Source organism: Haemophilus aegyptius (assembly GCF_900475885.1).
In the GTDB taxonomy this organism is placed as follows: domain Bacteria; phylum Pseudomonadota; class Gammaproteobacteria; order Enterobacterales; family Pasteurellaceae; genus Haemophilus; species Haemophilus influenzae.
In genome coordinates, this window is sequence record NZ_LS483429.1 from 193,317 (window position 1) to 217,809 (window position 24,493).

General features: G+C 38.0%; 32 protein-coding genes and 2 pseudogenes. 10 read left to right on the plus strand and 24 right to left on the minus strand.

Going from position 1 to position 24,493, the window contains the following annotated elements; all coding sequences use genetic code 11:
• Positions 1–85: 85 nt before the first annotated feature.
• The 8 genes from alaS to ispC all read left to right on the plus strand — a co-directional run bounded on the left by alaS (position 86) and on the right by ispC (position 10,224).
• Positions 86–2,710, plus strand: a complete 2,625-nt coding sequence (gene alaS, locus DQN49_RS00945) for an alanine--tRNA ligase (RefSeq protein WP_006995486.1) — start codon at positions 86–88, stop codon at positions 2,708–2,710.
• Between the two features lie 77 nt (positions 2,711–2,787).
• On the plus strand, positions 2,788–2,979 hold the full coding sequence (csrA, locus tag DQN49_RS00950) for a carbon storage regulator CsrA (protein WP_006995485.1): 192 nt from the start codon (positions 2,788–2,790) through the stop codon (positions 2,977–2,979).
• A 21-nt stretch (positions 2,980–3,000) separates the two neighbouring features.
• On the plus strand, positions 3,001–3,888 hold the full coding sequence (gene galU, locus DQN49_RS00955; RefSeq protein ID WP_005652408.1) for a UTP--glucose-1-phosphate uridylyltransferase GalU: 888 nt from the start codon (positions 3,001–3,003) through the stop codon (positions 3,886–3,888).
• Positions 3,889–4,022: 134 nt separating this feature from the next.
• Positions 4,023–5,396: an argininosuccinate lyase gene (argH, locus tag DQN49_RS00960; RefSeq protein ID WP_006995484.1), complete on the plus strand. Its 1,374-nt coding sequence runs from the start codon at positions 4,023–4,025 to the stop codon at positions 5,394–5,396.
• Between the two features lie 144 nt (positions 5,397–5,540).
• A complete protein-coding gene (gene hslO, locus DQN49_RS00965) occupies positions 5,541–6,422 on the plus strand; it encodes an Hsp33 family molecular chaperone HslO (RefSeq protein ID WP_005648383.1) in 882 nt (293 codons plus the stop codon).
• Between the two features lie 172 nt (positions 6,423–6,594).
• Positions 6,595–8,211 carry a phosphoenolpyruvate carboxykinase (ATP) gene (gene pckA / locus DQN49_RS00970; protein WP_006995483.1) on the plus strand — a complete coding sequence of 539 codons (1,617 nt, stop codon included), beginning with the start codon at positions 6,595–6,597 and terminating at the stop codon, positions 8,209–8,211.
• 151 nt (positions 8,212–8,362) lie between these two features.
• Positions 8,363–8,920 carry a ribosome recycling factor gene (frr, locus tag DQN49_RS00975; protein ID WP_005652401.1) on the plus strand — a complete coding sequence of 186 codons (558 nt, stop codon included), beginning with the start codon at positions 8,363–8,365 and terminating at the stop codon, positions 8,918–8,920.
• Between the two features lie 110 nt (positions 8,921–9,030).
• Positions 9,031–10,224 carry a 1-deoxy-D-xylulose-5-phosphate reductoisomerase gene (gene ispC, locus DQN49_RS00980; RefSeq protein ID WP_006995482.1) on the plus strand — a complete coding sequence of 398 codons (1,194 nt, stop codon included), beginning with the start codon at positions 9,031–9,033 and terminating at the stop codon, positions 10,222–10,224.
• 31 nt (positions 10,225–10,255) lie between these two features.
• Here the strand turns inward: ispC and DQN49_RS00985 are convergent, their stop codons facing one another.
• Entirely contained in the window at positions 10,256–11,065 is an 810-nt protein-coding gene (locus DQN49_RS00985) for a sulfite exporter TauE/SafE family protein (RefSeq protein ID WP_006995481.1), read from the minus strand.
• A 133-nt stretch (positions 11,066–11,198) separates the two neighbouring features.
• Here DQN49_RS00985 and DQN49_RS00990 point away from each other — a divergent pair.
• Both DQN49_RS00990 and DQN49_RS00995 read left to right on the plus strand, forming a co-directional pair.
• Positions 11,199–11,899 (plus strand): annotated as a pseudogene (locus DQN49_RS00990) (SPASM domain-containing protein).
• A 118-nt stretch (positions 11,900–12,017) separates the two neighbouring features.
• Positions 12,018–12,614, plus strand: a complete 597-nt coding sequence (locus DQN49_RS00995) for a Crp/Fnr family transcriptional regulator (RefSeq protein ID WP_006995478.1) — start codon at positions 12,018–12,020, stop codon at positions 12,612–12,614.
• Between the two features lie 126 nt (positions 12,615–12,740).
• Here DQN49_RS00995 and rplQ read toward each other — a convergent pair whose 3' ends face one another.
• The 23 genes and pseudogenes from rplQ to rplV all read right to left on the minus strand — a co-directional run bounded on the left by rplQ (position 12,741) and on the right by rplV (position 24,482).
• A complete protein-coding gene (rplQ, locus tag DQN49_RS01000; protein WP_005648400.1) occupies positions 12,741–13,127 on the minus strand; it encodes a 50S ribosomal protein L17 in 387 nt (128 codons plus the stop codon).
• Positions 13,128–13,167: 40 nt separating this feature from the next.
• Entirely contained in the window at positions 13,168–14,154 is a 987-nt protein-coding gene (locus DQN49_RS01005; protein WP_006995477.1) for a DNA-directed RNA polymerase subunit alpha, read from the minus strand.
• A 31-nt stretch (positions 14,155–14,185) separates the two neighbouring features.
• A complete protein-coding gene (gene rpsD, locus DQN49_RS01010) occupies positions 14,186–14,806 on the minus strand; it encodes a 30S ribosomal protein S4 (protein ID WP_005648404.1) in 621 nt (206 codons plus the stop codon).
• A gap of 27 nt (positions 14,807–14,833) precedes the next feature.
• Positions 14,834–15,223 carry a 30S ribosomal protein S11 gene (rpsK, locus tag DQN49_RS01015; protein ID WP_005543603.1) on the minus strand — a complete coding sequence of 130 codons (390 nt, stop codon included), beginning with the start codon at positions 15,221–15,223 and terminating at the stop codon, positions 14,834–14,836.
• Between the two features lie 15 nt (positions 15,224–15,238).
• On the minus strand, positions 15,239–15,595 hold the full coding sequence (rpsM, locus tag DQN49_RS01020; RefSeq protein WP_005648406.1) for a 30S ribosomal protein S13: 357 nt from the start codon (positions 15,593–15,595) through the stop codon (positions 15,239–15,241).
• Between the two features lie 139 nt (positions 15,596–15,734).
• Positions 15,735–15,848 carry a 50S ribosomal protein L36 gene (rpmJ, locus tag DQN49_RS01025; RefSeq protein ID WP_005625868.1) on the minus strand — a complete coding sequence of 38 codons (114 nt, stop codon included), beginning with the start codon at positions 15,846–15,848 and terminating at the stop codon, positions 15,735–15,737.
• Positions 15,849–15,876: 28 nt separating this feature from the next.
• Positions 15,877–17,202, minus strand: coding sequence for a preprotein translocase subunit SecY (gene secY, locus DQN49_RS01030; protein ID WP_006995476.1), 1,326 nt, complete (start codon positions 17,200–17,202; stop codon positions 15,877–15,879).
• A gap of 7 nt (positions 17,203–17,209) precedes the next feature.
• Positions 17,210–17,644 carry a 50S ribosomal protein L15 gene (rplO, locus tag DQN49_RS01035; RefSeq protein ID WP_006995475.1) on the minus strand — a complete coding sequence of 145 codons (435 nt, stop codon included), beginning with the start codon at positions 17,642–17,644 and terminating at the stop codon, positions 17,210–17,212.
• A 3-nt stretch (positions 17,645–17,647) separates the two neighbouring features.
• Entirely contained in the window at positions 17,648–17,827 is a 180-nt protein-coding gene (gene rpmD / locus DQN49_RS01040) for a 50S ribosomal protein L30 (RefSeq protein ID WP_005543631.1), read from the minus strand.
• Positions 17,828–17,833: 6 nt separating this feature from the next.
• Positions 17,834–18,334, minus strand: coding sequence for a 30S ribosomal protein S5 (gene rpsE, locus DQN49_RS01045; RefSeq protein ID WP_005625871.1), 501 nt, complete (start codon positions 18,332–18,334; stop codon positions 17,834–17,836).
• Positions 18,335–18,348: 14 nt separating this feature from the next.
• Positions 18,349–18,702, minus strand: a complete 354-nt coding sequence (gene rplR / locus DQN49_RS01050; RefSeq protein WP_006995474.1) for a 50S ribosomal protein L18 — start codon at positions 18,700–18,702, stop codon at positions 18,349–18,351.
• A gap of 13 nt (positions 18,703–18,715) precedes the next feature.
• Entirely contained in the window at positions 18,716–19,249 is a 534-nt protein-coding gene (gene rplF / locus DQN49_RS01055) for a 50S ribosomal protein L6 (RefSeq protein WP_005625876.1), read from the minus strand.
• A gap of 15 nt (positions 19,250–19,264) precedes the next feature.
• On the minus strand, positions 19,265–19,657 hold the full coding sequence (rpsH, locus tag DQN49_RS01060; RefSeq protein WP_006995473.1) for a 30S ribosomal protein S8: 393 nt from the start codon (positions 19,655–19,657) through the stop codon (positions 19,265–19,267).
• A 35-nt stretch (positions 19,658–19,692) separates the two neighbouring features.
• Entirely contained in the window at positions 19,693–19,998 is a 306-nt protein-coding gene (rpsN, locus tag DQN49_RS01065) for a 30S ribosomal protein S14 (protein WP_005625879.1), read from the minus strand.
• Between the two features lie 11 nt (positions 19,999–20,009).
• Positions 20,010–20,549: a 50S ribosomal protein L5 gene (rplE, locus tag DQN49_RS01070; protein WP_005625881.1), complete on the minus strand. Its 540-nt coding sequence runs from the start codon at positions 20,547–20,549 to the stop codon at positions 20,010–20,012.
• A 17-nt stretch (positions 20,550–20,566) separates the two neighbouring features.
• Complete coding sequence (gene rplX, locus DQN49_RS01075) at positions 20,567–20,878, minus strand: 50S ribosomal protein L24 (protein WP_006995472.1); 312 nt, start codon at positions 20,876–20,878, stop codon at positions 20,567–20,569.
• 10 nt (positions 20,879–20,888) lie between these two features.
• On the minus strand, positions 20,889–21,260 hold the full coding sequence (gene rplN, locus DQN49_RS01080; RefSeq protein ID WP_005548786.1) for a 50S ribosomal protein L14: 372 nt from the start codon (positions 21,258–21,260) through the stop codon (positions 20,889–20,891).
• 279 nt (positions 21,261–21,539) lie between these two features.
• A pseudogene (locus DQN49_RS01085) lies at positions 21,540–22,163 on the minus strand (hypothetical protein).
• 389 nt (positions 22,164–22,552) lie between these two features.
• Positions 22,553–22,810, minus strand: coding sequence for a 30S ribosomal protein S17 (rpsQ, locus tag DQN49_RS01090; RefSeq protein WP_005625886.1), 258 nt, complete (start codon positions 22,808–22,810; stop codon positions 22,553–22,555).
• Positions 22,810–23,001: a 50S ribosomal protein L29 gene (rpmC, locus tag DQN49_RS01095; RefSeq protein ID WP_005625888.1), complete on the minus strand. Its 192-nt coding sequence runs from the start codon at positions 22,999–23,001 to the stop codon at positions 22,810–22,812. The genes rpsQ and rpmC overlap by 1 nt, the downstream gene beginning before the upstream one ends.
• Positions 23,001–23,411, minus strand: coding sequence for a 50S ribosomal protein L16 (gene rplP / locus DQN49_RS01100; protein ID WP_005648425.1), 411 nt, complete (start codon positions 23,409–23,411; stop codon positions 23,001–23,003). The genes rpmC and rplP overlap by 1 nt, the downstream gene beginning before the upstream one ends.
• Before the next feature lie 13 nt (positions 23,412–23,424).
• Positions 23,425–24,132 (minus strand): 30S ribosomal protein S3, encoded by a 708-nt coding sequence (gene rpsC / locus DQN49_RS01105; protein WP_005625894.1) that lies wholly within the window; start codon positions 24,130–24,132, stop codon positions 23,425–23,427.
• A gap of 17 nt (positions 24,133–24,149) precedes the next feature.
• Positions 24,150–24,482 (minus strand): 50S ribosomal protein L22, encoded by a 333-nt coding sequence (gene rplV, locus DQN49_RS01110; protein WP_005625897.1) that lies wholly within the window; start codon positions 24,480–24,482, stop codon positions 24,150–24,152.
• Positions 24,483–24,493 lie beyond the last annotated feature (11 nt).

A 24,493-nucleotide genomic window follows, 5' to 3' on the forward strand; every position in this document is an offset into this window, starting at 1 on the left:
AAAGCCTTTTTATAAATTTCAAAAATATGCAAAAATAGAACGGTTTAGTTTTTATTTTTATTATGGGTAACAAGGATTCTTTTTAATGAAAACAACAGCAGAAATAAGACAATCATTCCTTGATTTTTTCCATAGCAAAGGTCACCAAGTAGTTGAGAGTAGCTCACTTGTGCCGGAAAATGATCCGACTTTGCTTTTCACGAACGCTGGGATGAACCAATTTAAGGATGTATTCCTTGGAATGGATAAACGCCCTTATTCTCGAGCCACCACCGCGCAACGTTGCGTGCGTGCTGGTGGTAAGCATAACGACTTAGAAAATGTTGGTTATACCGCACGTCATCATACTTTCTTTGAAATGCTCGGTAACTTCAGTTTTGGCGATTACTTTAAAAACGATGCCATTAATTTTGCTTGGGAATATTTAACTTCTCCACAATGGCTTGGTTTACCTAAAGAAAAACTCTGGGTAACCGTGTATGAAACTGACGACGAAGCCTATAATATTTGGAATAAAGATGTTGGTGTTCCTGCTGAACGCATTATTCGCATTGGTGACAATAAAGGCGCACCTTACGCATCAGACAACTTCTGGGCAATGGGCGACACAGGTCCTTGCGGTCCTTGTACTGAAATTTTCTACGATCACGGCGATCATATTTGGGGCGGACCTCCAGGCTCACCAGAAGAAGATGGCGACCGTTATATTGAAATCTGGAACGTTGTGTTTATGCAGTTCAACCGTTTAGCAGATGGCACAATGGAAAAATTACCTCGTCCGTCTGTTGATACAGGTATGGGTTTAGAGCGTATTTCTGCTGTGTTGCAACATGTGAACTCAAACTACGAGATTGATATTTTCAAAACATTAATCGCAAAAACGGCGGAAATTGTAGGCGCAACAGATTTAACTAACAAATCACTACGTGTTATTGCTGACCATATTCGTTCTTGTGCATATTTAATCGCCGATGGCGTTATCCCATCAAATGAAGGGCGTGGTTATGTCTTACGCCGTATTATTCGCCGTGCAGTTCGTCACGGTCACTTATTAGGTGCTAAAGAATCTTTTTTCTATAAACTCGTGCCAACTCTAATTGATGTAATGGCTGAAGCTGGAAAAGATGTAAAAGCAAAACAAACAAATGTTGAAAAACTATTACGTCTAGAAGAAGAACAATTTGCTCGCACTCTAGAACGTGGGTTGAGCTTATTAGATGAAGCCCTTTCTCAAGTGAAAGATGGCATTCTTTCAGGTGAAGTTGCATTCAAACTTTATGATACTTATGGTTTCCCATTGGATTTAACGGCTGATGTATGTCGTGAACGCAATATTACTATTAATGAACAAGCGTTTGACCGTAAAATGGAAGCGCAACGTACTCGTGCTCAAGCAGCGAGCCAGTTTGGTGTGGACTACAACAGCGTTATTCGTGTAGATGGCGAAACTAAGTTTGAAGGCTATACTGAAGTAGAATCTCAGGCAAAAATTACCGCACTTTTCTATGATGGTAAATCAGTGGAAAGTATCGAAGCAGGTCAAAGTGCGGTCGTTATTTTAGAAAATACGCCATTTTATGCAGAATCAGGTGGTCAGATTGGCGATAGCGGATATTTAAGCACACAAAGTGTAACCTTTAATGTGAAAGATACCCAAAAATATGGGCAAGTATTTGGACACATTGGAGAATTAACGCAAGGAAGTTTGAAAGTTGGACAATCAGTGAATGCGATTGTGGATGCTAAACGTCGCCACAACACATCACTCAATCACTCAGCGACACACTTATTGCACGCTGCCTTACGTCAAATTCTAGGTTTACACGTTGTGCAAAAAGGTTCGCTTGTTTCAGATAAAGCCTTACGTTTTGACTTTGCGCAACCAGAAGCCATTACCAAAGAGCAATTGAGTGAAATTGAAACATTAGTAAACCAAAAAATCCGCGCTAACTTTCCAGTTCAAACAGATATTATGGATATTGATTCCGCAAAAGCAAAAGGAGCAATGGCTCTCTTTGGCGAAAAATATGGCGATAAGGTTCGTGTATTAACCATGGGCGATTTCTCAATTGAGCTATGTGGCGGTATTCACGCAAAACGCACAGGCGATATTGGTTTATTTAAAATTATTACTGAAAACGCAGTGGCTGCAGGCATTCGTCGTATTGAAGCTGTAACAGGTCAAAATGCCATTGACTGGTTACATAATCAACAACGCATTCTGACCCAAAGCGCAGACTTATTAAAATCAGACGTAAATACCTTAGCGGAAAAAATCCAGCAACTTCAAGACAAAGCGAAGAAAGTGGAAAAAGAATTGCAAGGTCTAAAAGAAAAAGCCGCAATGCAGGCAGGTTCTGATTTTGTAAAAAGTGCGGTAAAAATCAATGGTGTTTCTGTTATCGCACAACAATTAGACGGCATAGAAACAAAATCATTACGTGTGATGGTCGATGATTTAAAAAATCAACTCGGCTCAGGCGTAATTGCATTTGCATCAATATTAGATGAAAAAGTTAATCTCGTCGTTGGAGTGACAAATGATTTAACCGCCAAAATAAAAGCTGGAGAACTTGTTAATTTAATGGCTCAACAAGTTGGAGGAAAAGGCGGTGGTCGTCCAGATATGGCAATGGCAGGAGGTTCCCAACCAGAAAATGTGGCACAAGCAATTAAAGTAGCACAAGACTGGTTAAACAAAAATCTGTAGTACAAGCTGGTTGGTGAGATGCCAACCGTTCCTTGATTGATAGGATATCTAATAAATGCAAACTAAGGAGATAAAAGGTGTTAATCTTAACTCGTAAAGTTGGCGAAAGTGTACTTATTGGAGATGATATTTCTATCACTGTTTTGAGTGTACGTGGAAACCAAGTTAAACTCTGTGTTGAAGCACCTAAAGAAGTATCCGTTCACCGAGAAGAAATTTACCAACGAATTAAACAAACGAAAGATGAACCCTATTTAGGTTCCTCTTAGTTAAACAATGGATATGATAATATGAAAGCAATTATTCCTGTCGCCGGTCTTGGCACACGTATGTTGCCCGCCACGAAGGCGATTCCGAAGGAAATGCTCACTTTGGTGGATAAACCGTTAATTCAATACGTGGTAAATGAATGTGTAGCTGCTGGCATAAAAGAAATTGTGCTGGTAACACATTCATCAAAAAATGCTATCGAAAACCATTTTGATACATCTTTTGAATTAGAAACGATGCTGGAAAAACGTGTGAAGCGTCAGCTTCTAGAAGAAGTTCGTTCTATCTGTCCAAAAAATGTAACCATTATGCACGTTCGTCAAGGTAATGCGAAAGGTTTAGGTCACGCCGTGTTATGCGGTCGTCCTTTAGTAGGAAATGAATCTTTTGCCGTTATGTTACCAGATGTATTATTAGCTGAATTTAGTGCAGATCAGAAAAAAGAAAATCTTGCTGCAATGATTCAACGCTTTAATGAAACTGGCGCAAGCCAAATTATGGTAACCCCAGTTCCGCAAGAAAATGTGAGTAGCTATGGTGTTGCAGATTGTGGTGGCATTGAGCTTAATGGCGGCGAAAGTGCAAAAATTAATAGTATTGTTGAAAAACCTTCTATTGAAGACGCACCATCAAATCTTGCTGTGGTTGGGCGTTATGTTTTTTCAGCAGCAATTTGGGATTTGTTAGAAAAAACACCAATTGGTGTTGGCGATGAAATCCAATTAACCGATGCTATTGATATGCTCATTGAAAAAGAAACCGTTGAAGCATTTCATATGACAGGGGAAACTTTTGATTGTGGTGATAAAATTGGCTATATGGAAGCTTTCGTAGAATATGGTATTCGTCACGAAAAATTAGGTAAAGAATTTAAATCCTTTATCAAAAATTTGGCAAAAACGCTATAAATAGCACTAATACAAATAAAATGGACAAAATGAAAGATTTTGTCCATTTTTGTTTTATTATTAATATAGAATATTGCTTTATGAATAAACATGCACAATAATAGAATAATTAATTAAAACAAAAAGGAAAAATTATGGCACTTTGGGGTGGGCGTTTTACACAAGCCGCAGATAAGCGTTTTAAAGATTTTAATGACTCATTACGTTTTGACTATCGTTTGGCAGAACAGGATATTCAAGGCTCAATTGGCTGGTCCAAGGCCTTAGTAAAAGTGAATGTATTAACTGTTGAAGAACAGCATCAACTTGAGCAAGCACTAAATGAATTACTTGTTGAAGTGCGGTCAAATCCGCAAGCAATTTTACAAGATGATGCTGAAGATATTCATAGTTGGGTTGAGAGTAAGCTAATTGATAAAGTAGGCAACCTTGGTAAAAAATTACATACTGGTCGTAGCCGTAACGATCAAGTGGCAGTCGATATAAAACTATGGTGCAAACAACGTGTGATTGAATTACAAGAATCCGTACGTAATTTGCAACGCCACTTAGTTCAAACCGCAGAAAACACACAACAAGCAGTAATGCCTGGCTATACCCATTTACAACGAGCTCAACCAATCACTTTTGCCCATTGGTGTATGGCGTATGTGGAAATGTTCGACCGCGACTATTCACGTTTAACAGATGCGTATAATCGTATGAATACTTGTCCACTTGGTAGTGGTGCGCTGGCTGGTACGGCTTATGCTGTAGATCGTGATTCACTTGCGCACGATCTTGGCTTTACTTTCGCAACTAGAAATAGCTTAGATAGCGTCTCTGATCGCGATCATATCGTAGAATTACTTTCTATCGCCTCTCTTAGTATGGCACATCTTTCCCGCTTTGCTGAAGATATGATTATCTTTAACAGCGGAGAAGCAAATTTCGTGGAACTATCCGATCGTGTGACTTCTGGTTCATCATTAATGCCACAAAAGAAAAATCCTGATGCTTGTGAGTTAATTCGGGGCAAAACGGGTAGAGTAATTGGTTCATTAACATCTATGTTAATTACCTTAAAAGGCTTGCCACTTGCGTATAATAAAGATATGCAAGAAGACAAAGAGGGTATTTTTGATGCCTTAGATACTTGGCAAAACTGTGTGGATATGGCAACGTTCGTCTTAGATGAATTGAAAGTAAATGTTGAACGTACTCGTGAAGCTGCGTTAAAAGGCTATTCAAACGCAACGGAATTAGCAGATTATTTAGTCTCGAAAGGTGTGCCTTTCCGAGATTCCCATCATATCGTGGGCGAAACAGTGGTTTATGCAATCGAGAAAAGCAAAGGATTAGAAGATCTGACTATCCCTGAATTCCGCCAATTTAGTGAAGTAGTGGGAGATGACGTTTACGAGATTCTTTCTCTCCAATCTTGCTTAGATAAACGTTGTGCAAAAGGTGGCGTATCGCCATTGCGTGTTGCCGAAGCTATTGCAGAAGCCAAAACAAGATTTGCTTAATTAATATTATAACTTAGAGATCACATTGGATTTTACAAGCCTCTAAGTGCCACCTATTTATAAACAAAAACACTTAAATAAAACGATCAAGACAAAAAGTGCGGAAAAAACCACCGCACTTTTTATCTCAATTAGGAATAATCAATGACCAATCAACAAGACTATACTCAAGACAATGACAAACTTTACCGTTATCTTTTCCAACATCGTGCAGTTCGTGGAGAATGGGTTCGCTTAAATAAAACATTTACTGATACATTAAATACCCATCAGTATCCTAAAGCAGTACAGGATTTATTGGGAGAAATGATGGTAGCGACTAATTTGCTTACTGCCACACTAAAATTTGACGGCAATATCACAGTACAAATTCAAGGCGATGGCCCATTACGCTTAGCATTAGTAAATGGTAATGATCAACAACAAATCCGCGCCCTTGCTCGAGTGGATGGCAACATCACTGAAAATATGAGTCTGCATAATATGATTGGTAAAGGCGTGTTGGTCATTACTATTGCACCAAAAGAAGGCGAACGCTATCAAGGTGTAATTAGCTTGGATAAACCCACGATCACGGAATGCTTAGAAGATTATTTTGTACGCTCAGAACAGCTTCAAACTCAATTAATTATTCGTACTGGAGAATATGAAGGCAAGCCAGTGGCAGCAGGTATGTTATTACAAATTATGCCTGATGGTTCTGGTACACCAGAAGATTTTGAGCATTTAACTACGCTCGCAGCAACAGTAAAAGATGAAGAATTATTTGGTCTCCCTGCAGAAGAGTTACTCTATCGTTTATATCACGAAGAAACCGTCAATCTTTATCCAGCACAAGATGTACAATTTTTCTGTGGCTGCTCTGCTGAGCGTTCTAGTTCTGCATTACTGCTCATCTCTGATGAAGAAATTGACGAAATATTAGCCGAACATAAAGGCAGTATTGATATGCAATGTGAGTGTTGTGGCACACACTACTTCTTTAATAAAGAAGCGATTGAAAAATTAAAATCAACAAGAGTTTAAAAACAATCCCGACACAATGTCGGGATTTTTGCTCTATATCACAATATCACTAAAAAGAGGTAAAGTTCTTAAAAAAATGTTTAAAAATGAGATCTACTTAACATTTTTTTATATTGACATCCATTATAATAAGCCACAGTTAAATTTTAATCTTACATATTAGAGGTGACTTATGACAGACTTAAATAAAGTGGTAAAAGAACTTGAAGCTCTTGGCATTTATGACGTAAAAGAAGTTGTTTACAATCCAAGCTACGAGCAATTGTTCGAAGAAGAAACTAAACCAGGCTTAGAAGGCTTTGAAAAAGGTACTTTAACTACGACTGGTGCAGTGGCAGTAGATACAGGTATCTTCACGGGTCGTTCTCCAAAAGATAAATATATCGTGTTAGATGAAAAAACAAAAGATACTGTTTGGTGGACATCTGAAACAGCAAAAAACGACAACAAGCCAATGAACCAAGCTACATGGCAAAGCTTAAAAGACTTGGTGACTAACCAACTTTCTCGTAAACGCTTATTTGTAGTTGATGGTTTCTGTGGTGCGAGCGAACACGACCGTATTGCAGTACGTATTGTCACTGAAGTAGCGTGGCAAGCACATTTTGTAAAAAATATGTTTATTCGCCCAACTGAAGAACAACTCAAAAATTTTGAACCAGATTTCGTTGTAATGAACGGTTCTAAAGTAACCAATCCAAACTGGAAAGAACAAGGTTTAAATTCAGAAAACTTCGTTGCTTTCAACTTGACTGAACGCATTCAATTAATCGGCGGTACTTGGTACGGCGGCGAAATGAAAAAAGGTATGTTCTCAATGATGAACTACTTCCTACCTCTCAAAGGTGTTGGTGCAATGCACTGCTCAGCTAACGTTGGTGAAGATGGCGATGTAGCAATCTTCTTCGGCTTATCTGGCACAGGTAAAACAACCCTTTCAACGGATCCAAAACGTGAATTAATCGGTGACGATGAACACGGTTGGGATGATGTTGGTATCTTTAACTTTGAAGGTGGTTGTTATGCGAAAACCATTCATCTTTCAGAAGAAAATGAACCAGATATTTACCGCGCTATCCGTCGCGACGCATTATTAGAAAACGTGGTTGTTCGTTCAGATGGTTCTGTTGATTTCGATGATGGTTCAAAAACAGAAAATACTCGCGTGTCTTACCCAATTTATCACATCGATAACATTGTAAAACCAGTTTCTCGTGCAGGTCACGCAACTAAAGTGATTTTCTTAACTGCAGATGCATTTGGCGTATTACCACCAGTATCTAAATTGACACCAGAACAAACTAAATACTACTTCTTATCTGGTTTCACTGCGAAATTAGCAGGGACTGAACGTGGTATTACTGAACCAACGCCAACTTTCTCAGCATGTTTCGGTGCAGCATTTTTAACGCTTCATCCAACTCAATATGCAGAAGTGTTAGTAAAACGTATGCAAGCAGCGGGTGCTGAAGCTTACTTAGTGAATACTGGTTGGAATGGTACAGGCAAACGTATCTCAATCAAAGATACTCGCGGAATCATTGATGCAATCTTAGATGGCTCAATTGAAAAAGCTGAAATGGGCGAATTGCCAATCTTCAACTTAGCAATTCCTAAAGCATTACCAGGTGTAGATTCTGCAATCTTAGATCCTCGCGATACTTACGCAGATAAAGCACAATGGCAATCAAAAGCTGAAGACTTAGCAGGTCGTTTTGTGAAAAACTTTGTTAAATATGCAACTAACGAAGAAGGCAAAGCTTTAATTGCAGCGGGTCCTAAAGCTTAATTAAAAATACTAAAAATATTAACCGCACTTTGGGTAACTGAAGTGCGGTCATTTTTTATCTGTTTTCAAGCTGATAAATGTATTCAAAAATTTAAAAAAATCCAGTAAAATCACGGCGTTCTAACTTTCATCAATTAAAAAGGACAATGCAATGCTTAACCAAATTAAAAAAGATGCTCAAGATCGTATGGAAAAAAGCCTTGAAGCATTAAAAGGTCATATTTCAAAAATTCGTACTGGTCGTGCGCAACCGAGTTTACTTGATGCAATTCAAGTTGAATATTATGGTGCAGCAACGCCACTTCGCCAATTAGCAAACGTAGTGGCAGAAGATGCGCGTACTTTAGCCGTAACTGTTTTTGATCGTTCTTTAATCTCTGCGGTAGAAAAAGCAATTTTAACCTCAGATTTAGGTTTAAACCCATCTTCAGCGGGTACCACAATCCGTGTTCCGCTTCCGCCATTAACAGAAGAACGTCGTCGCGATTTAATCAAGATCGTAAAAGGCGAAGGTGAACAAGGTAAAGTTGCAATTCGTAATGTGCGTCGTGATGCGAATGATAAAATCAAAGCATTATTAAAAGACAAAGAAATCAGCGAAAACGAACAACATAAAGCAGAAGAAGAAATCCAAAAAATCACAGATATTTACATTAAAAAAGTAGATGAAGTATTAGCGGATAAAGAAAAAGAATTAATGGATTTCTAATCATCAAAAAATACGAAAGGCAGACAGTTTTGTCTGCCTTTATTTTATTAGGTATGCGAATTTAGACGTACCAATGAAAATATAATCAATAAAAGTGCGGTAAAGATTCTATGCAAAAACAAAACATTGTCATTCTTGGTTCAACGGGATCAATCGGTAAGAGTACCCTTTCTGTTATTGAAAATAATCCTGAAAAATATCATGCATTTGCACTCGTCGGTGGAAAAAATGTAGAAACAATGTTTGAACAATGTATCAAATTCCGACCGCATTTTGCGGCTCTTGATGATGTAAATGCTGCTAAAATTTTACGTGAAAAATTAATTGCGCATCATATTCCAACGGAAGTATTAGCGGGACAACAAGCTATTTGCGAACTCGCAGCACACCCAGATGCCGATCAGATAATGGCGTCGATTGTTGGTGCCGCAGGATTGTTACCGACTCTTTCAGCGGTTAAAGCGGGTAAACGGGTATTACTGGCAAATAAAGAATCACTGGTAACCTGCGGACAGCTTTTTATTGATGCCGTAAAAAACTATGGCGCGAAGCTTTTACCAGTAGATAGTGAACATAATGCTATCTTTCAATCATTACCGCCAGAAGCACAAGAAAAAATTGGTTTTTGCCCACTTTCTGAATTAGGTGTAAGTAAAATTATACTCACTGGTTCTGGCGGGCCATTCCGTTACACGCCACTTGAACAATTCACCAACATAACACCAGAACAAGCGGTTGCGCACCCTAATTGGTCTATGGGTAAAAAAATCTCTGTCGATTCAGCTACAATGATGAATAAGGGCTTAGAATACATTGAGGCTCGCTGGCTTTTCAACGCAAGCGCACAAGAAATGGAAGTCATTATTCATCCACAATCAATTATTCATTCTATGGTGCGTTATGTTGATGGCTCAGTCATAGCTCAAATGGGAAATCCAGATATGCGTACACCAATTGCGGAAACTATGGCATATCCTTACCGCACTTTTGCTGGAGTAGAACCACTCGATTTCTTTAAAGTCAAAGAGCTGACTTTTATTGAACCTGATTTTAATCGCTATCCGAATTTAAAACTGGCTATTGATACCTTTTCTGCGGGTCAATATGCGACAACAGCAATGAATGCAACTAATGAAATTGCCGTACAAGCATTTTTAGATCGTCAAATTAGTTTTATGGATATTGCAAAAATTAATTTGAAAACAATTGAGAAAATTTCGCCTTATACCATTCAAAATATTGATGATGTACTCGGAATTGATGCACAAGCAAGAGAGATTGCGAAAACACTAATTAGAGAATAGACCTAGAATAACTAGGTCTAGTTTATCCGATTTAATGGAATACAAATTCCAAAATGCACATATAGGCTGCAATACAAAATAAAATAATCGCCAATAATTTTCTTGTTAAAGCCGGATTTGTTAATCCACGCAATTTCATTGAGAAGAAACTCATTCCAAATGAACCCAAGGTAACGACACCAACTACAAAAAAATTTACATACCCTAATTGACCACTTAGGCTGATATCATAGGGAAAAGCTCTAGTGAGATAGCCGTATAGATTACCAATACCACCAATAATCATCATATAGTTCGTATAAACGGCAATTTGTTGCGTTTTTACCCCCTTTAATTGCCCGACAAGGGGCGCAAGAATAGAACCGCCTCCAATACCTGTAATACCCGAAATTAAGCCTCCTCCACAAAAACTAATACTACCTTTAGCTCGTTCTATAGGAGACATATTAAACACTTCTATTTGTATTCTCGATCTGTTCAAAAATGTTTTAATCGCTAGTGCACTTAAACTAACCGTAAAAATTAAACTAATTACCACAGTAGAAAAATAAAAACTTAATTCAAAGCCAATTTGCACGCCAATTACCATAGCAATAGACCATAAAATCATATTGATATAATCAATTTTAATTTTTTGCTTATGGAAAAATAATAAATTAATCAATGCGGTACACATCACAATGGTGAGTGACGTAGCTGAAATAACTTGAATCGGCAATTCGGGAAATAACGTACGTAAAATTGGCACCATCAATACCCCACCGCCAATACCAAAAATAGCAGAAACCATATTGGTACAAATACCGCAAATCAGTAAGATAAAAATTGTACTAAACGCCATCTTAGATCCTATTTAAAAATTCATTTAATCATACTTCATTTTGACGTAAGAGCATATGCGCAACTTATGATCGCTATCATATACAGTTAAAATTATTCTGCTATGATAAAAAGAATAAGGAGGATACATAGATATGAATTCATTTCAATTAATGGCAAAACCTACTGGTTCAATTTGTAATTTAGATTGTTAATATTGCTTTTACTTGGAAAAACCTCACTTAAATCAACGGGCTATGGCTAATGAAGTATTAGAAGCCTATATCAAATCCTATATTGAAACAACGCCTCAACAACAAGTTACTTTCCTATGGCAAGGCGGCGAGCCAACCCTAGCAGGTCTTGATTTCTACAAAAGAGCGGTCAATTTTTAATTAATATTTTTGATGAATGGTATGCCAATGATGTCGGCAAAATTGGTATTCAATTTATTGAACAATGGTTTATGGCCTATCTTGGATTACAACCTGATTTATGTATTTTTCGTGAAACCTGCGGTGATCAATTGGTTATTGAACAAAATGGCGATATTTATAGTTGCGATCATTATGTTTATCCTGAATATAAACTCGGAAATCTTATTGAACCCCCTCTAATACAGCTCCTTAATAATAATACTAAACAAAAGAATTTTGGCGCAACGAAATCTTTTCTTTCCGAACAGTGTAAAATCTGTAAGTTTCGCTTTGCATGTCACGGAGGATGTCCAAAACATCGTACAATTCAAGGATTTGGTAAAGCACATAATCAATTTTATGAGGCATATTATTCTGCACTTTCTCATATGGATCCATATTTAAAGTCATTTGCAAAATCATTTGGCAAAATAAAATAATATTTATCTAGTTCAAAATTTTGTTAAACACTTCACATTTTCATAATTTGCTTATAGCAGAAAAATATAGAAATTTGTATAGTAATCTAAAGTTATTTATATATTAAAAGACGCCTTTATGTTTACATTGTCCTATTATCTACCACAAAACTTAAATAAATGTATTATTTCTGAGAGTAAAACTCTAGAAAAAAACAGCTTAATTTATGCACAAGGCGAGAAGCCTAAAGAATTTTATTTTTTAAAACAAGGGCTAGTTGGTCTGTATCATAGTCTGGAAAATGGCAAAGAAACATTGACTCGAGTTTATCACGCTAATGAATATTTTAGTTTTCGTACTATTTTTAGTGAAACATCTTATCATTGCAGTGCAAAAGTATTAATGGAAGCCGATATAGTTAGAATATTTCCTAGTAATCACGCAAATTTTATTGCAAATAACCCTGATTTTTCTTGTTATCTTATGAAACAACTTTCTAATGAATTATATGATGCAGAACACCGAATAAGTAATACAGCTTATAAGCGTAGTTACGAACGTATTATTGATGCCATTGAAAATTTAACTGAAAGCTATCCCGATTATCCTTGGACCTACCGAGAAATAGCGGAATTTTGTGGATGTGAAACTGAAACCGCAATTCGTATTAGTAGAGAGCTTAAAAAACAAAGAATTTTAGATAAAAATACACGACATCTACGAATATGCTCTTAAAATTTACCGCTGCTCGCTGATTATAAATAATATATCTAAGTAATGATTAAATCAGATAAAGATTTTTTTAATATATAAAATAAAAAAGCCCACTATATAAAGTGAGCTTCTTTTTAGAATTAATTTTTATTCCTCAGTTGTTGCCTCAGCAACTTCTGGACGATCAACTAACTCAATGTATGCCATTGGTGCATTATCGCCTGCACGGAAACCACATTTCAAAATGCGAGTGTAACCACCTGCACGTTGAGCAAAACGTGGACCTAATTCATTAAATAATTTTGCAACAGTTTCAACGTTGCGAGTACGAGCGAATGCTAAACGACGGTTAGCAACGCTATCTACTTTTGCTAATGTAATTAACGGTTCAACTACACGGCGTAATTCTTTAGCTTTAGGCAAAGTAGTCTTAATGATTTCATGACTAACTAAAGCACTTGCTAAGTTACGGAACATCGCTTGACGATGACTACTATTACGGTTTAGTTGACGACCACTCTTACGATGGCGCATGATCTTATCCTTCTCAGAAAAATCTTAACCTATGACCAAACTAGTCTTCAGCAATACTTGCTGGCGGCCAATTTTCAAGGCGCATACCAAGTGACAAGCCACGAGAAGCAAGAACATCCTTAATTTCAGTAAGAGATTTCTTACCAAGATTAGGGGTTTTTAATAATTCTACTTCAGTACGTTGCACTAAATCACCGATATAATGAATTGTTTCTGCTTTCAAACAGTTAGCAGAACGAACTGTCAGCTCTAAATCATCTACAGGACGTAATAAAATCGGATCAAATTCCGGTTTTTCTTCCTTAATCTCAGGCTGACGAACATCACGTAAATCAACGAATGCATCAAGTTGCTCCGCCAAGATTGTTGCTGCTCGACGAATTGCTTCTTCTGGCTCAAGTGCACCATTAGTTTCTAACTCAATAACGAGCTTATCCAAATCTGTACGCTGCTCAACACGAGCTGCCTCTACATTATACGCAATTCGTTCAACTGGACTATAACAAGCATCAACAAGCAAACGACCAATTGGACGTTCTTCTTGTGTATGTGTACGAGATGAAGCAGGAACATATCCTCTACCACGCTGAACACGTATACGCATACTAATTGAAGCGTTTTCATCAGTTAAATGACAAATCACATGATCTGGATTTACAATTTCAACATTACCATCATGGGTAATGTCCGCTGCAACAACAGGGCCAATTCCAGATTTATTTAATGTCAGAATAACGTCATCTTTATTCTGTACTTTAACCGCTAGACCTTTAAGGTTCAAAAGTACTTCAAGAATATCTTCTTGAACACCTCCCTTACTACTATATTCATGCAATACGCCATCAATTTCTACTTCAGTTACAGCACAACCTGGCATTGAAGACAGAAGGATACGACGCAATGCATTGCCTAGAGTATGACCAAAACCACGCTCTAACGGTTCTAAGATCACTTTAGCATGTGTTGAACTAATTTGTTCAATATCTACTAAACGTGGTTTTAAAAATTCTGTAACAGAACCCTGCATTTTATCCTCTCTTTGGTTTTAAGCTTAACTATTATTTAGAGTAAAGCTCAACGATCAGATGTTCGTTAATGTCTGCTGATAAATCAGAACGTTCAGGAACACGTTTGAATACACCTTCCATTTTTGCAGAATCAACTTCTAACCATGTTGGTTTTTCTCTTTGCTCTGCTAATTCTAATGATGCTTTAATACGAGCTTGTTTTTTCGATTTTTCACGAATAGCAACTACATCATTTACAGAAACTTGGAAAGATGGAATATTAACAACACGACCATTCACAACAATTGCTTTATGACTCACTAATTGACGAGCCTCTGCACGAGTTGCAGCAAATCCCATGCGATAAACAACGTTATCCAATCTACCTTCTAATAACACTAATAAATTTTCACCAGTGTTACCTTTCAAACGGTTTGCTTCTTTATAGTAGTTACGGAATTGACGTTCTAAAATACCATAGATACGACGAACTTTTTGTTTTTCACGTAACTGACTACCATAGTCAGACAAACGCGGTTTACGAGCACCGTGCTGACCCGGTGCTGTATCAATTTTACATTTTGAATCAATCGCACGCACGCCTGATTTAAGGAATAAATCAGTGCCTTCACGACGGCTGAGCTTGAGTTTAGGACCCAAATATCTTGCCATTTTCTCTCTCCAACTATCCTATACGTCTTAAACACGACGTTTTTTCGGTGGACGACAACCGTTATGAGGAATCGGAGTCACATCAGTAATATTCGTGATACGGAAACCCGCTGCGTTTAACGCACGAATTGTAGATTCACGACCTGGACCCGGACCTTTAACCATAACTTCCAAGTTCTTTAAGCCAAATTCTTTAACGATTTCAGCACAACGCTCTGCCGCAACTTGCGCTGCGAACGGAGTTGATTTACGAGAACCACGGAAACCTGAACCACCTGCAGTTGCCCAAGCTAGAGCATTACCTTGACGGTCAGTAATAGTAACGATTGTATTATTGAAAGATGCGTGAATATGTGCTACGCCATCTACAACTTGTTTTTTTACACGTTTACGTGCACGAACTGGTGTTTTAGCCATTCTTATTTACCCCGACTATTTTTTGATCGGCTTACGTGGACCCTTACGGGTACGCGCATTAGTTTTAGTACGTTGACCACGTACTGGTAAACTACGACGATGACGTAAACCACGATAGCATCCTAAGTCTAGAAGACGTTTGATGTTTAGTGTTACTTCACGACGTAAGTCACCTTCAACGGTAAATTTACCAACTTCGTCACGCAGTTTGTCAATCTGCTCTTCAGACAATTCTCTGATCTTAACATCTTCAGCAATACCCGCTGCTGCACAAATAGCTTGTGAACGAGTTTTACCAATACCGTAAATGGCAGTTAAAGCGATTACAGCGTGTTTATGATCAGGAATGTTAATGCCTGCAATACGGGCCACTATGCACTCCTATATTTTAATTAATTTGATATTCTGATCTTGAAAAGCCCGTTTTCAGGATACTCAAACAGAATATCAAGGACATAAATGAGTTGAGCAGTATAACTACTCAACTGGTTCTTGGCAAGAAAAATGTTAATTAACCTTGACGTTGTTTATGTTTAGGGTCGCTACACAATACGCGTACAACACCCTCACGTTTAACAATCTTACAGTTACGACACATTTTCTTTACGGAAGCACGAACTTTCATTGCTTATCCTTTTACTTTAAATGAACAATTATTGTCCAAAACCCTTAAGGTTTGCTTTTTTCAACGCAGATTCATATTGAGAAGAAATTAAATGACTTTGAACCTGAACGATGAAATCCATAATTACAACGACTACAATTAAGAGAGATGTTCCACCGAAGTAAAATTTAACATCCCAAGCCGATGTCATAATATAAGGAACTAAACATACAAACGTTACATAGAGACCGCCAATTAATGTAAGACGAGTCATCACTTTATCAATATAACGTGATGTTTGTTCACCGGGCCTAATTCCTGGAATAAATGCACCAGATTTTTTTAGATTATCTGCTGTATCACGAGGATTATATTGCATTGCTGTATAGAAAAAACTGAAGAAAATAATTGCAACAGCATAAACAAGCAAATAAAGTGGTTGACCAGGATTCAATAACATTGATAAATTATTTAACCATTCAAATTTATCATTTTGCCCAAACCATTGTGTTAATGTAGCTGGGAATAAAATAATACTTGAAGCAAAAATTGCTGGCATTACATTTGCCATATTCACTTTCAATGGTAAATGTGTTGAATGACCACCTAAAATTTGACGACCTTGCTGACGCTTCGCATATTCAACACGAATTCTACGTTGTCCTCTTTCAACAAAAACAACAAAATAAGTTACTGCAAATACAATAGCTGCGATCAGAAGAAGAACTAATGGATGCATCTGTCCTTGACGGGCCTGCTCAATAGTTTGAAGAATAGCCGATGGTAAACCAGCTACAATACCGCCAAACACAAGAATTGAAATACCGTTACCAATACCTCTTTCAGTTATTTGCTCACCCAACCACATAAGGAACATTGTCCCAGTGACTAAACTAACAACTGAAGTGAAGTAAAAACTAAATCCAACATTTGGCACTAAGCCAGACAACATATTTGGTAAGCCTGTTGAAATAGCTACTGCCTGAATCGTTGCAAAAACAACTGTCGCATAACGAGTATATTTAGAAATTTTACGCTGACCAGCAGCACCTTCTTTCTTTAATTCTGCTAAAGCAGGAGAAACCGTTGCAAGCAATTGAATTACAATAGATGCCGATATATATGGCATGATTCCTAATGCTAAAATGGATGCACGGCTTAGAGCACCACCAGAGAACATGTTAAACATGTCAATGATAGTGCCTTTTTGTTGTTCAACTAATTGAGCTAGAACAGCCGCATCAATACCAGGAACCGGAATGAATGAACCAATTCGATAAACGATAAGTGCACCTAAAACGAAAAGTAATCGGCTTTTTAATTCACCTTTACCGCTATTAGTACTTCTTGCTTGATAACCTGGTTGTTTAGCCATTTGCTAATTATTCCTCAATTGAACCGCCAGCAGCTTCAATTGCTGCTTTTGCACCTTTAGTTACACGTAAACCGCGTACCGTTACTGCAGATTTCACTTCTCCTGCTAAAATTACTTTAGCGAATTGGATATCTTTAGTTAAGATATTTGCTGCTTTTAATGTTTCTAAAGTTACTACATTACCTTCAACTTTGGTTAATTCATTTAAACGAACTTCTGCAGTCACTGCAGATTTCATTGAAGTAAAACCAAATTTTGGTAAACGACGGTATAACGGCATTTGACCACCTTCGAAACCGCGACGAATACCGCCACCAGTACGAGATTTTTGACCTTTATGACCGCGACCACCAGTCTTGCCTAAACCTGAACCAATACCACGACCGAGGCGTTTAGCACTATGCTTTGCACCTTCAGCCGGAGATAGAGTATTTAAACGCATCTCTTACTCCTCCACTTTAACCATGTATGAAACTTGGTTAATCATACCACGTACTGCAGGCGTATCAATTAACTCAACAGTGTGGTGCATATGGCGAAGACCAAGACCACGCAAGGTAGCTTTATGCTTCGGTAAACGAGCAATTGAGCTACGAACTTGTGTTACTTTAATAGTTTTAGCCATTATTCATTACCCCAAGATTTCATCAACAGTTTTACCGCGTTTTGCAGCAACCATTTCTGGTGATTTCATATTTGCTAATGCATCAATAGTTGCACGAACAACGTTAATCGGGTTGGTAGAACCATACGCTTTAGAAAGAACGTTACGTACACCTGCAACTTCCAATACCGCACGCATTGCACCACCAGCGATGATACCTGTACCTTCACTTGCTGGCTGCATAAATACACGTGAACCAGTATGAACACCTTTAACTGGATGTTGTAATGTACCTTCATTTAAAGCGACATTAATCATATTGCGACGTGCTTTTTCCATCGCTTTTTGGATCGCTGCTGGAACTTCGCGAGCTTTACCATAACCAAAACCTACTCGACCATTACCATCGCCCACCACAGTTAATGCAGTGAAACTCATAATACGACCACCTTTTACAGTTTTTGATACACGGTTTACTGCGATTAGCTTCTCTTGCAGTTCACCAACTTGTTTTTCGATGTTTGACATCTCAATTTACCTCATTAGAACTGTAGACCAGCTTCACGTGCAGCGTCCGCTAAAGTTTGGACACGTCCATGATATTTAAAACCGGAACGATCAAAAGCAACAGCTTGAACGCCTTTTGCTAATGCGCGTTCTGCAACAGCTTTACCTACTGCAGCAGCAGCATCTTTATTACCGGTGTATTTTACTTGCTCACGAATTGCTTTCTCAACAGTTGAAGCAGCGGCAAGCACTTCTGAACCGTTTGGTGCAATAACTTGTGCATAAATATGACGTGGAGTGCGGTGAATAACTAAACGAGTTATACCTTGCTCTCTCATCATATGACGTGCACGAGCTGCACGACGGATACGAGCTGATTTCTTATCCATAGTGTTACCTTAATTATTTCTTCTTAGCCTCTTTGATACGTACCACTTCATCAGCGTAACGTACCCCTTTACCTTTATAAGGCTCAGGACGGCGATAAGCACGAATATCTGCTGCAACTTGACCGATCAACTGTTTGTCTGCACCTTTCAACACGATTTCAGTTTGAGATGGACATTCTGCAGTAATACCTGCCGGCAAAGTGTGCTCTACTGGGTGAGAATAGCCTAAACTTAATGCAATTGCGTTACCTTTAAGTTGAGCTCTGTAACCTACACCCACCAATACTAATTTTTTAGTGAAACCTTCAGTAACACCGATAACCATTGCATTAACTAATGCACGTGCAGTACCCGATTGAGCATTTGCTTCAACAAAACCTTCACGTGGAGTGAACGTAAATTGTCCGTTATCTTGTTTTACTTCAACTGATTCATGAATTTTGCGAGATAACTCGCCATTTTTACCTTTTACTGTTAATAGCTGACCGTCGAGTTTAACTTCAACGCCGGCAGGAATATTAACAGGTGCCTTTGCAACACGAGACATTTTCCTACCTCTCTATTAAGCTACATAACAGATGATCTCACCGCCTAAACCTGCTTGACGAGCAGAACGGTCAGTCATAACACCTTTAGATGTAGAAATAACTGCAACACCTAAACCGCCCATAACTTTTGGTAATTCATCTTTACGTTTGTAAATACGAAGACCAGGACGACTTACACGTTGGATGCTTTCTACAACTGGTTTGCCTTGGAAATATTTTAAAGTAATTTCCAATTCAGGTTTAGCACCTTCTAAAACTTTTACGCTTTCGATATAACCTTCAGCAGCTAATACGTTGGCAATTGCCACTTTTAGCTTGGAAGAAGGCATATTGATTGCAACTTTGTTCGCAGCTTGACCGTTACGAATACGGGTCAGCATATCTGCGATTGGATCTTGCATACTCATTGTACTTTTCTCCGATTCCAAAATAAAGTGGTATATTACCAGCTTGCTTTTTTAAGGCCTGGGATTTCACCGCGCATTGCAGCTTCACGAACCTTAATTCGGCTTAAACCAAACTTACGTAAAACGCCATGAGGACGTCCAGTTTGGCGGCAACGGTTACGTTGACGAGATGGGCTAGAATCACGTGGTAAAGTTTGTAACTTTAACACTGCATCCCAACGATCTTCATCAGAGGCATTGACATCAGAAATGATTTTCTTTAATTCAACACGTTTTGCGTAGAATTTTTCAGCCAATTTAACGCGTTTTACATCGCGTGCTTTCATTGATTGTTTAGCCATTATAACCTGCCTTATTTACGGAATGGGAAATTAAAGGCAGCAAGTAGTGCTTGACCTTCTTCATCATTCTTAGCAGTAGTTGTGATAGTGATATCTAAACCACGTACACGATCTACTTTATCGTAATCGATTTCAGGGAAGATGATTTGTTCACGCACACCCATGCTATAGTTACCACGACCATCGAATGATTTCGCACTTAAGCCGCGGAAGTCACGAATACGTGGAACAGCAATTGTAATCAAACGTTCAAAGAACTCCCACATACGCTCACCGCGTAGTGTTACTTTACAACCGATTGGATATCCCTGACGGATTTTAAAGCCAGCAACAGATTTACGAGCTTTAGTTACTAAAGGTTTTTGACCGCTGATTGCTGCTAAGTCCGCTACTGCGTTGTCTAGCAATTTTTTGTCGGTCAATGCTTCACCCACACCCATATTCAGGGTAATCTTTTCGATTCGTGGGACTTGCATGACAGATTTGTAGCCGAATTTATTTTTTAATTCGCTTACTACTTGATCTCTGTAGTAATCATGCAGTTTCGCCATCGCATTACTCCAGTTTGTTAGATAATTTCATTGTTAGATTTGAAGAAACGTACTTTTTTGCCGTCTTCGAATCTAAAACCTACACGGTCAGCTTTATTTGTTTTAGGATTGAAAATCGCAACATTTGAAGCGTCAATTGCAGCTTCTTTTTTCACCAAACCACCAGCCTTTCCTAATGCAGGAACTGGTTTTTCATGTTTAGTAATGATGTTGATACCTTGAACAAACACTTTACCGTTTGGTAACACTTTAGTTACCTTGCCACGCTTGCCCTTATCTTTACCAGTAAGAACAATTACTTCATCATTTTGACGGATTTTAGCAGCCATTACATTCCCCTTACAGTACTTCTGGAGCTAAAGAAATGATCTTCATGAATTTCTCAGAACGAAGTTCACGAGTCACTGGTCCAAAAATACGAGTACCGATTGGTTGCTCAGTGTTATTATTTAAAATTACACAAGCGTTACCATCGAAACGAATAACTGAGCCATCTGGGCGACGAACACCCTTCTTGGTGCGCACAACAACTGCTTTTAATACATCACCTTTTTTTACTTTACCGCGTGGAATTGCTTCTTTTACAGTAATTTTGATGATGTCACCAATCGCAGCATAACGACGGTGCGATCCACCTAGAACCTTGATACACATTACGCTGCGAGCGCCTGAATTATCAGCAACATCCAGCATAGTCTGTTCTTGGATCATATTAGTGCTCCGTTAAGATTAAAAAATACCCTTTCGGGACGAACCCATCCACACTATTCAGATAGAATGGCGGATAGGCGGCGGATTTTATCAAAAGAAAAAGAGAAAGGCAATGATAATTTAGCTTCCTCTTATTGATCTATTTACTAAATAATCCAGTTAAAATTTACCGCACTTTTGGAATTATAAAAATATCCTCATCCTCTCAAAAATTTATCGAATGAAAAATAAACTGCAGAAAAAATGAAACGCTCTCTTCTCTTACCTTAGATAAATTCATCAGTTTTTAGATTTTGGGAAAATTTCCTTGCCTAAAAGCCAAAGATACCGATCGAGCTCTTTTAAATTAAATCTTTCTAATTTATAAAATCTTTGAAAATCTATCAAAATTTCTTTAAATTTTCTGTAATTTTTTAAATCTTTCCTTTTAAAGGCTGAAAATTTATCTACTTTATTAAAATAGAGGAGATCTTACTCCACATAGCTATCATAAATTGGGAAAGCAATTGGATTATGATGACTACAATATTTAGTTGCAAAAGAGTAAAAATACTTCTCCTTACCACCAATTGTTACTTCTCCTAATTCACGAACTAATTCAATATCACCAGATTTTAAACGTTTATCTAGATCTTTAATACCCAAAATATGCTTTGCAACATAATGAATAGCAAATATATTTGTACTATAAACATTGTTAGGAATATTTATATTATCAAGCACTGGCTCTATAAAAGTATCATCTAACAAATATAATCCTGTTACATATTCTCCTAATAAGATTCCAAAAGTCTCTCGATCATATATATCTGCTTCTGTATCCAAATCATTTTCATCATAAAACTCTGTGATGCCAATCTCCTCCTCTTGATAAGGAAGATCATGTATTAATATATACTTCATTGTATCAGATAAATGGCACCACCACTCCCAATCTTCATTAGAAATATTCCCAGTAGTATCTGTATCATTGATAAATTCTTCTGGGAATTTATCCTCTGCTAATTTTATCGTTTCTTTACGGGTATCAACGCCTTTGATGAAATTAATTAATCTATGACCCAAATAACGAGTATTCCACTCATCAGAATATTCAAAACCAAGATCTTCAGAAATTTCTCTTAAGTACCATTATTAAAAATATTTTTTTCAGTATTTGTTTAGGTGTTATGTCAATAACACCTAAAAGAAAAAGTGCGGTTAAAATTCATTGAATTTTAACCGCACTTTAAAAACAAAAAAGCCAATAGATTTACACTATTGGCTTTTATTTTATTACTCTTTGTTATTAATTAAGCAATAACTGCTTTCTCAACAACACGAACTAAAGTCCAAGATTTGGTTTTTGATAGAGGGCGACATTCGCGAATCTCTACGGTATCACCAACTTTGGCTTCATTGTTCTCATCGTGTACGTGTAATTTAGTTGTACGACGGATAAATTTACCATATAAAGGGTGTTTTACCTTACGTTCAATAGCAACAACAAAAGATTTTTCCATTTTGTCGCTAACAACTTTACCTTGTACGCTACGAATTTTATCAGTCATTACTCACCCGCCTTTTCGGTTAATACAGTTTTTACACGTGCAATATCACGACGCACTTGCTTAGCCTGATGGGTTTGTTGAAGCTGACCGGTGGCTGTCTGCATACGCAACTTGAATTGTTCACCTAAAAGGTTTACTAATTCAGCATTCAGCTCTTCAACACTTTTTGTACGTAAATCTTGAGCTTTCATTACATCACCGTCTTAGTTACGAAAGTGGTCTTAACTGGCAATTTAGCAGCTGCTAATGCAAATGCGTTTCTTGCTACTTCTTCAGACACACCATCCATTTCATAAAGCACTTTACCCGGTTGGATTAAGGCTACCCAGTACTCAACGTTACCTTTACCTTTACCCATACGGACTTCTAATGGTTTTTCAGTAATTGGTTTATCTGGGAATACACGAATCCAGATTTTACCTTGACGTTTTACTGCACGTGACATTGCACGACGTGCCGCTTCGATTTGACGAGCGGTTAAACGACAACGACCAACTGCTTTTAAACCGTAAGTACCGAAACTAACTTCAGTACCGCTCGCGATACCACGGTTGCGGCCTTTGTGAACTTTACGGAATTTTGTACGTTTTGGTTGCAACATTTAGCGTTTCTCCTTACTTACGACCTTTACCGCGAGGAGCCTTTTTAGGCTTGTCGGCAGGTTGTTGTTCTGATTGCGCAACGGCAGCCATTCCACCAAGAATTTCACCTTTGAAGATCCACACTTTAACGCCGATTACGCCGTAAGTTGTATGAGCTTCTGCAGTGTTATAATCGATGTCCGCACGAAGAGTATGTAGAGGTACGCGACCTTCACGATACCATTCTGAACGTGCGATTTCTGCACCACCTAAACGACCGCTAACCTCAACTTTGATACCTTTAGCACCTAAACGCATGGCACTTTGTACCGCACGTTTCATTGCACGACGGAACATTACACGACGTTCTAATTGAGAAGCGATGCTATCTGCAACTAATTTCGCATCTAATTCAGGTTTTTTCACTTCAGCAATGTTGATTTGAGCAGGAACGCCAGCGATTTTAGACACTGCGTTACGTAATTTTTCAACATCTTCGCCTTTTTTACCGATTACGATACCAGGACGAGCTGTGTGAATAGTTACACGAATACTTTTAGCTGGACGCTCAATAGTAATACGTGAAACTGAAGCATTTGCTAATTCTTTATTTAAGAATTTGCGTACTTTGAAATCGCCTTCAAGATTGTCAGCGAAGTCTTGTGTATTCGCGAACCAAGTAGAGCTCCAAGGTTTAACAATACCTAGGCGAATACCATGTGGATGTACTTTTTGACCCATTGCTATTCCTCTACTTATTAACGATCTGACACAACCACAGTAATGTGGCTAGTACGTTTTAAAATACGATCTGCACGACCTTTAGCACGTGGCATAACACGTTTCATGCTAGGACCTTCATCAACGAAGATTTTAGCAACTTTAAGATCATCAATATCTGCACCGTCATTGTGCTCTGCATTTGCAATAGCTGATTCTAAAACTTTCTTCACTAAAGCTGCTGCTTTTTTGTTAGTGAAAGTTAAAATTTCTAATGCTTGCGCAACTTTTTTACCACGAATTAAATCGGCAACTAAGCGAGCTTTTTGGGCAGAAGTGCGAGCGTAACGATGTTTTGCGATAGTTTCCATCTCTTTACCTC

Bases quoted from the DNA above. Each gene is read 5' to 3' on its own strand.
- alaS (WP_006995486.1), top strand. From the start codon at position 86: ATGAAAACAACAGCAGAAATAAGACAATCATTCCTTGATTTTTTCCAT.
- galU (WP_005652408.1), top strand. From the start codon at position 3,001: ATGAAAGCAATTATTCCTGTCGCCGGTCTTGGCACACGTATGTTGCCC.
- argH (WP_006995484.1), top strand. From the start codon at position 4,023: ATGGCACTTTGGGGTGGGCGTTTTACACAAGCCGCAGATAAGCGTTTT.
- hslO (WP_005648383.1), top strand. From the start codon at position 5,541: ATGACCAATCAACAAGACTATACTCAAGACAATGACAAACTTTACCGT.
- pckA (WP_006995483.1), top strand. From the start codon at position 6,595: ATGACAGACTTAAATAAAGTGGTAAAAGAACTTGAAGCTCTTGGCATT.
- frr (WP_005652401.1), top strand. From the start codon at position 8,363: ATGCTTAACCAAATTAAAAAAGATGCTCAAGATCGTATGGAAAAAAGC.
- ispC (WP_006995482.1), top strand. From the start codon at position 9,031: ATGCAAAAACAAAACATTGTCATTCTTGGTTCAACGGGATCAATCGGT.
- DQN49_RS00985 (WP_006995481.1), bottom strand. From the start codon at position 11,065: ATGGCGTTTAGTACAATTTTTATCTTACTGATTTGCGGTATTTGTACC.
- DQN49_RS00995 (WP_006995478.1), top strand. From the start codon at position 12,018: ATGTTTACATTGTCCTATTATCTACCACAAAACTTAAATAAATGTATT.
- rplQ (WP_005648400.1), bottom strand. From the start codon at position 13,127: ATGCGCCATCGTAAGAGTGGTCGTCAACTAAACCGTAATAGTAGTCAT.
- DQN49_RS01005 (WP_006995477.1), bottom strand. From the start codon at position 14,154: ATGCAGGGTTCTGTTACAGAATTTTTAAAACCACGTTTAGTAGATATT.
- rpsD (WP_005648404.1), bottom strand. From the start codon at position 14,806: ATGGCAAGATATTTGGGTCCTAAACTCAAGCTCAGCCGTCGTGAAGGC.
- rpsK (WP_005543603.1), bottom strand. From the start codon at position 15,223: ATGGCTAAAACACCAGTTCGTGCACGTAAACGTGTAAAAAAACAAGTT.
- rpmJ (WP_005625868.1), bottom strand. From the start codon at position 15,848: ATGAAAGTTCGTGCTTCCGTAAAGAAAATGTGTCGTAACTGTAAGATT.
- secY (WP_006995476.1), bottom strand. From the start codon at position 17,202: ATGGCTAAACAACCAGGTTATCAAGCAAGAAGTACTAATAGCGGTAAA.
- rplO (WP_006995475.1), bottom strand. From the start codon at position 17,644: ATGCGTTTAAATACTCTATCTCCGGCTGAAGGTGCAAAGCATAGTGCT.
- rpmD (WP_005543631.1), bottom strand. From the start codon at position 17,827: ATGGCTAAAACTATTAAAGTAACACAAGTTCGTAGCTCAATTGCTCGT.
- rpsE (WP_005625871.1), bottom strand. From the start codon at position 18,334: ATGTCAAACATCGAAAAACAAGTTGGTGAACTGCAAGAGAAGCTAATC.
- rplR (WP_006995474.1), bottom strand. From the start codon at position 18,702: ATGGATAAGAAATCAGCTCGTATCCGTCGTGCAGCTCGTGCACGTCAT.
- rplF (WP_005625876.1), bottom strand. From the start codon at position 19,249: ATGTCTCGTGTTGCAAAGGCACCTGTTAATATTCCTGCCGGCGTTGAA.
- rpsH (WP_006995473.1), bottom strand. From the start codon at position 19,657: ATGAGTATGCAAGATCCAATCGCAGATATGCTGACCCGTATTCGTAAC.
- rpsN (WP_005625879.1), bottom strand. From the start codon at position 19,998: ATGGCTAAACAATCAATGAAAGCACGCGATGTAAAACGCGTTAAATTG.
- rplE (WP_005625881.1), bottom strand. From the start codon at position 20,549: ATGGCGAAACTGCATGATTACTACAGAGATCAAGTAGTAAGCGAATTA.
- rplX (WP_006995472.1), bottom strand. From the start codon at position 20,878: ATGGCTGCTAAAATCCGTCAAAATGATGAAGTAATTGTTCTTACTGGT.
- rplN (WP_005548786.1), bottom strand. From the start codon at position 21,260: ATGATCCAAGAACAGACTATGCTGGATGTTGCTGATAATTCAGGCGCT.
- rpsQ (WP_005625886.1), bottom strand. From the start codon at position 22,810: ATGACTGATAAAATTCGTAGCGTACAAGGTAAAGTTGTTAGCGACAAA.
- rpmC (WP_005625888.1), bottom strand. From the start codon at position 23,001: ATGAAAGCTCAAGATTTACGTACAAAAAGTGTTGAAGAGCTGAATGCT.
- rplP (WP_005648425.1), bottom strand. From the start codon at position 23,411: ATGTTGCAACCAAAACGTACAAAATTCCGTAAAGTTCACAAAGGCCGC.
- rpsC (WP_005625894.1), bottom strand. From the start codon at position 24,132: ATGGGTCAAAAAGTACATCCACATGGTATTCGCCTAGGTATTGTTAAA.
- rplV (WP_005625897.1), bottom strand. From the start codon at position 24,482: ATGGAAACTATCGCAAAACATCGTTACGCTCGCACTTCTGCCCAAAAA.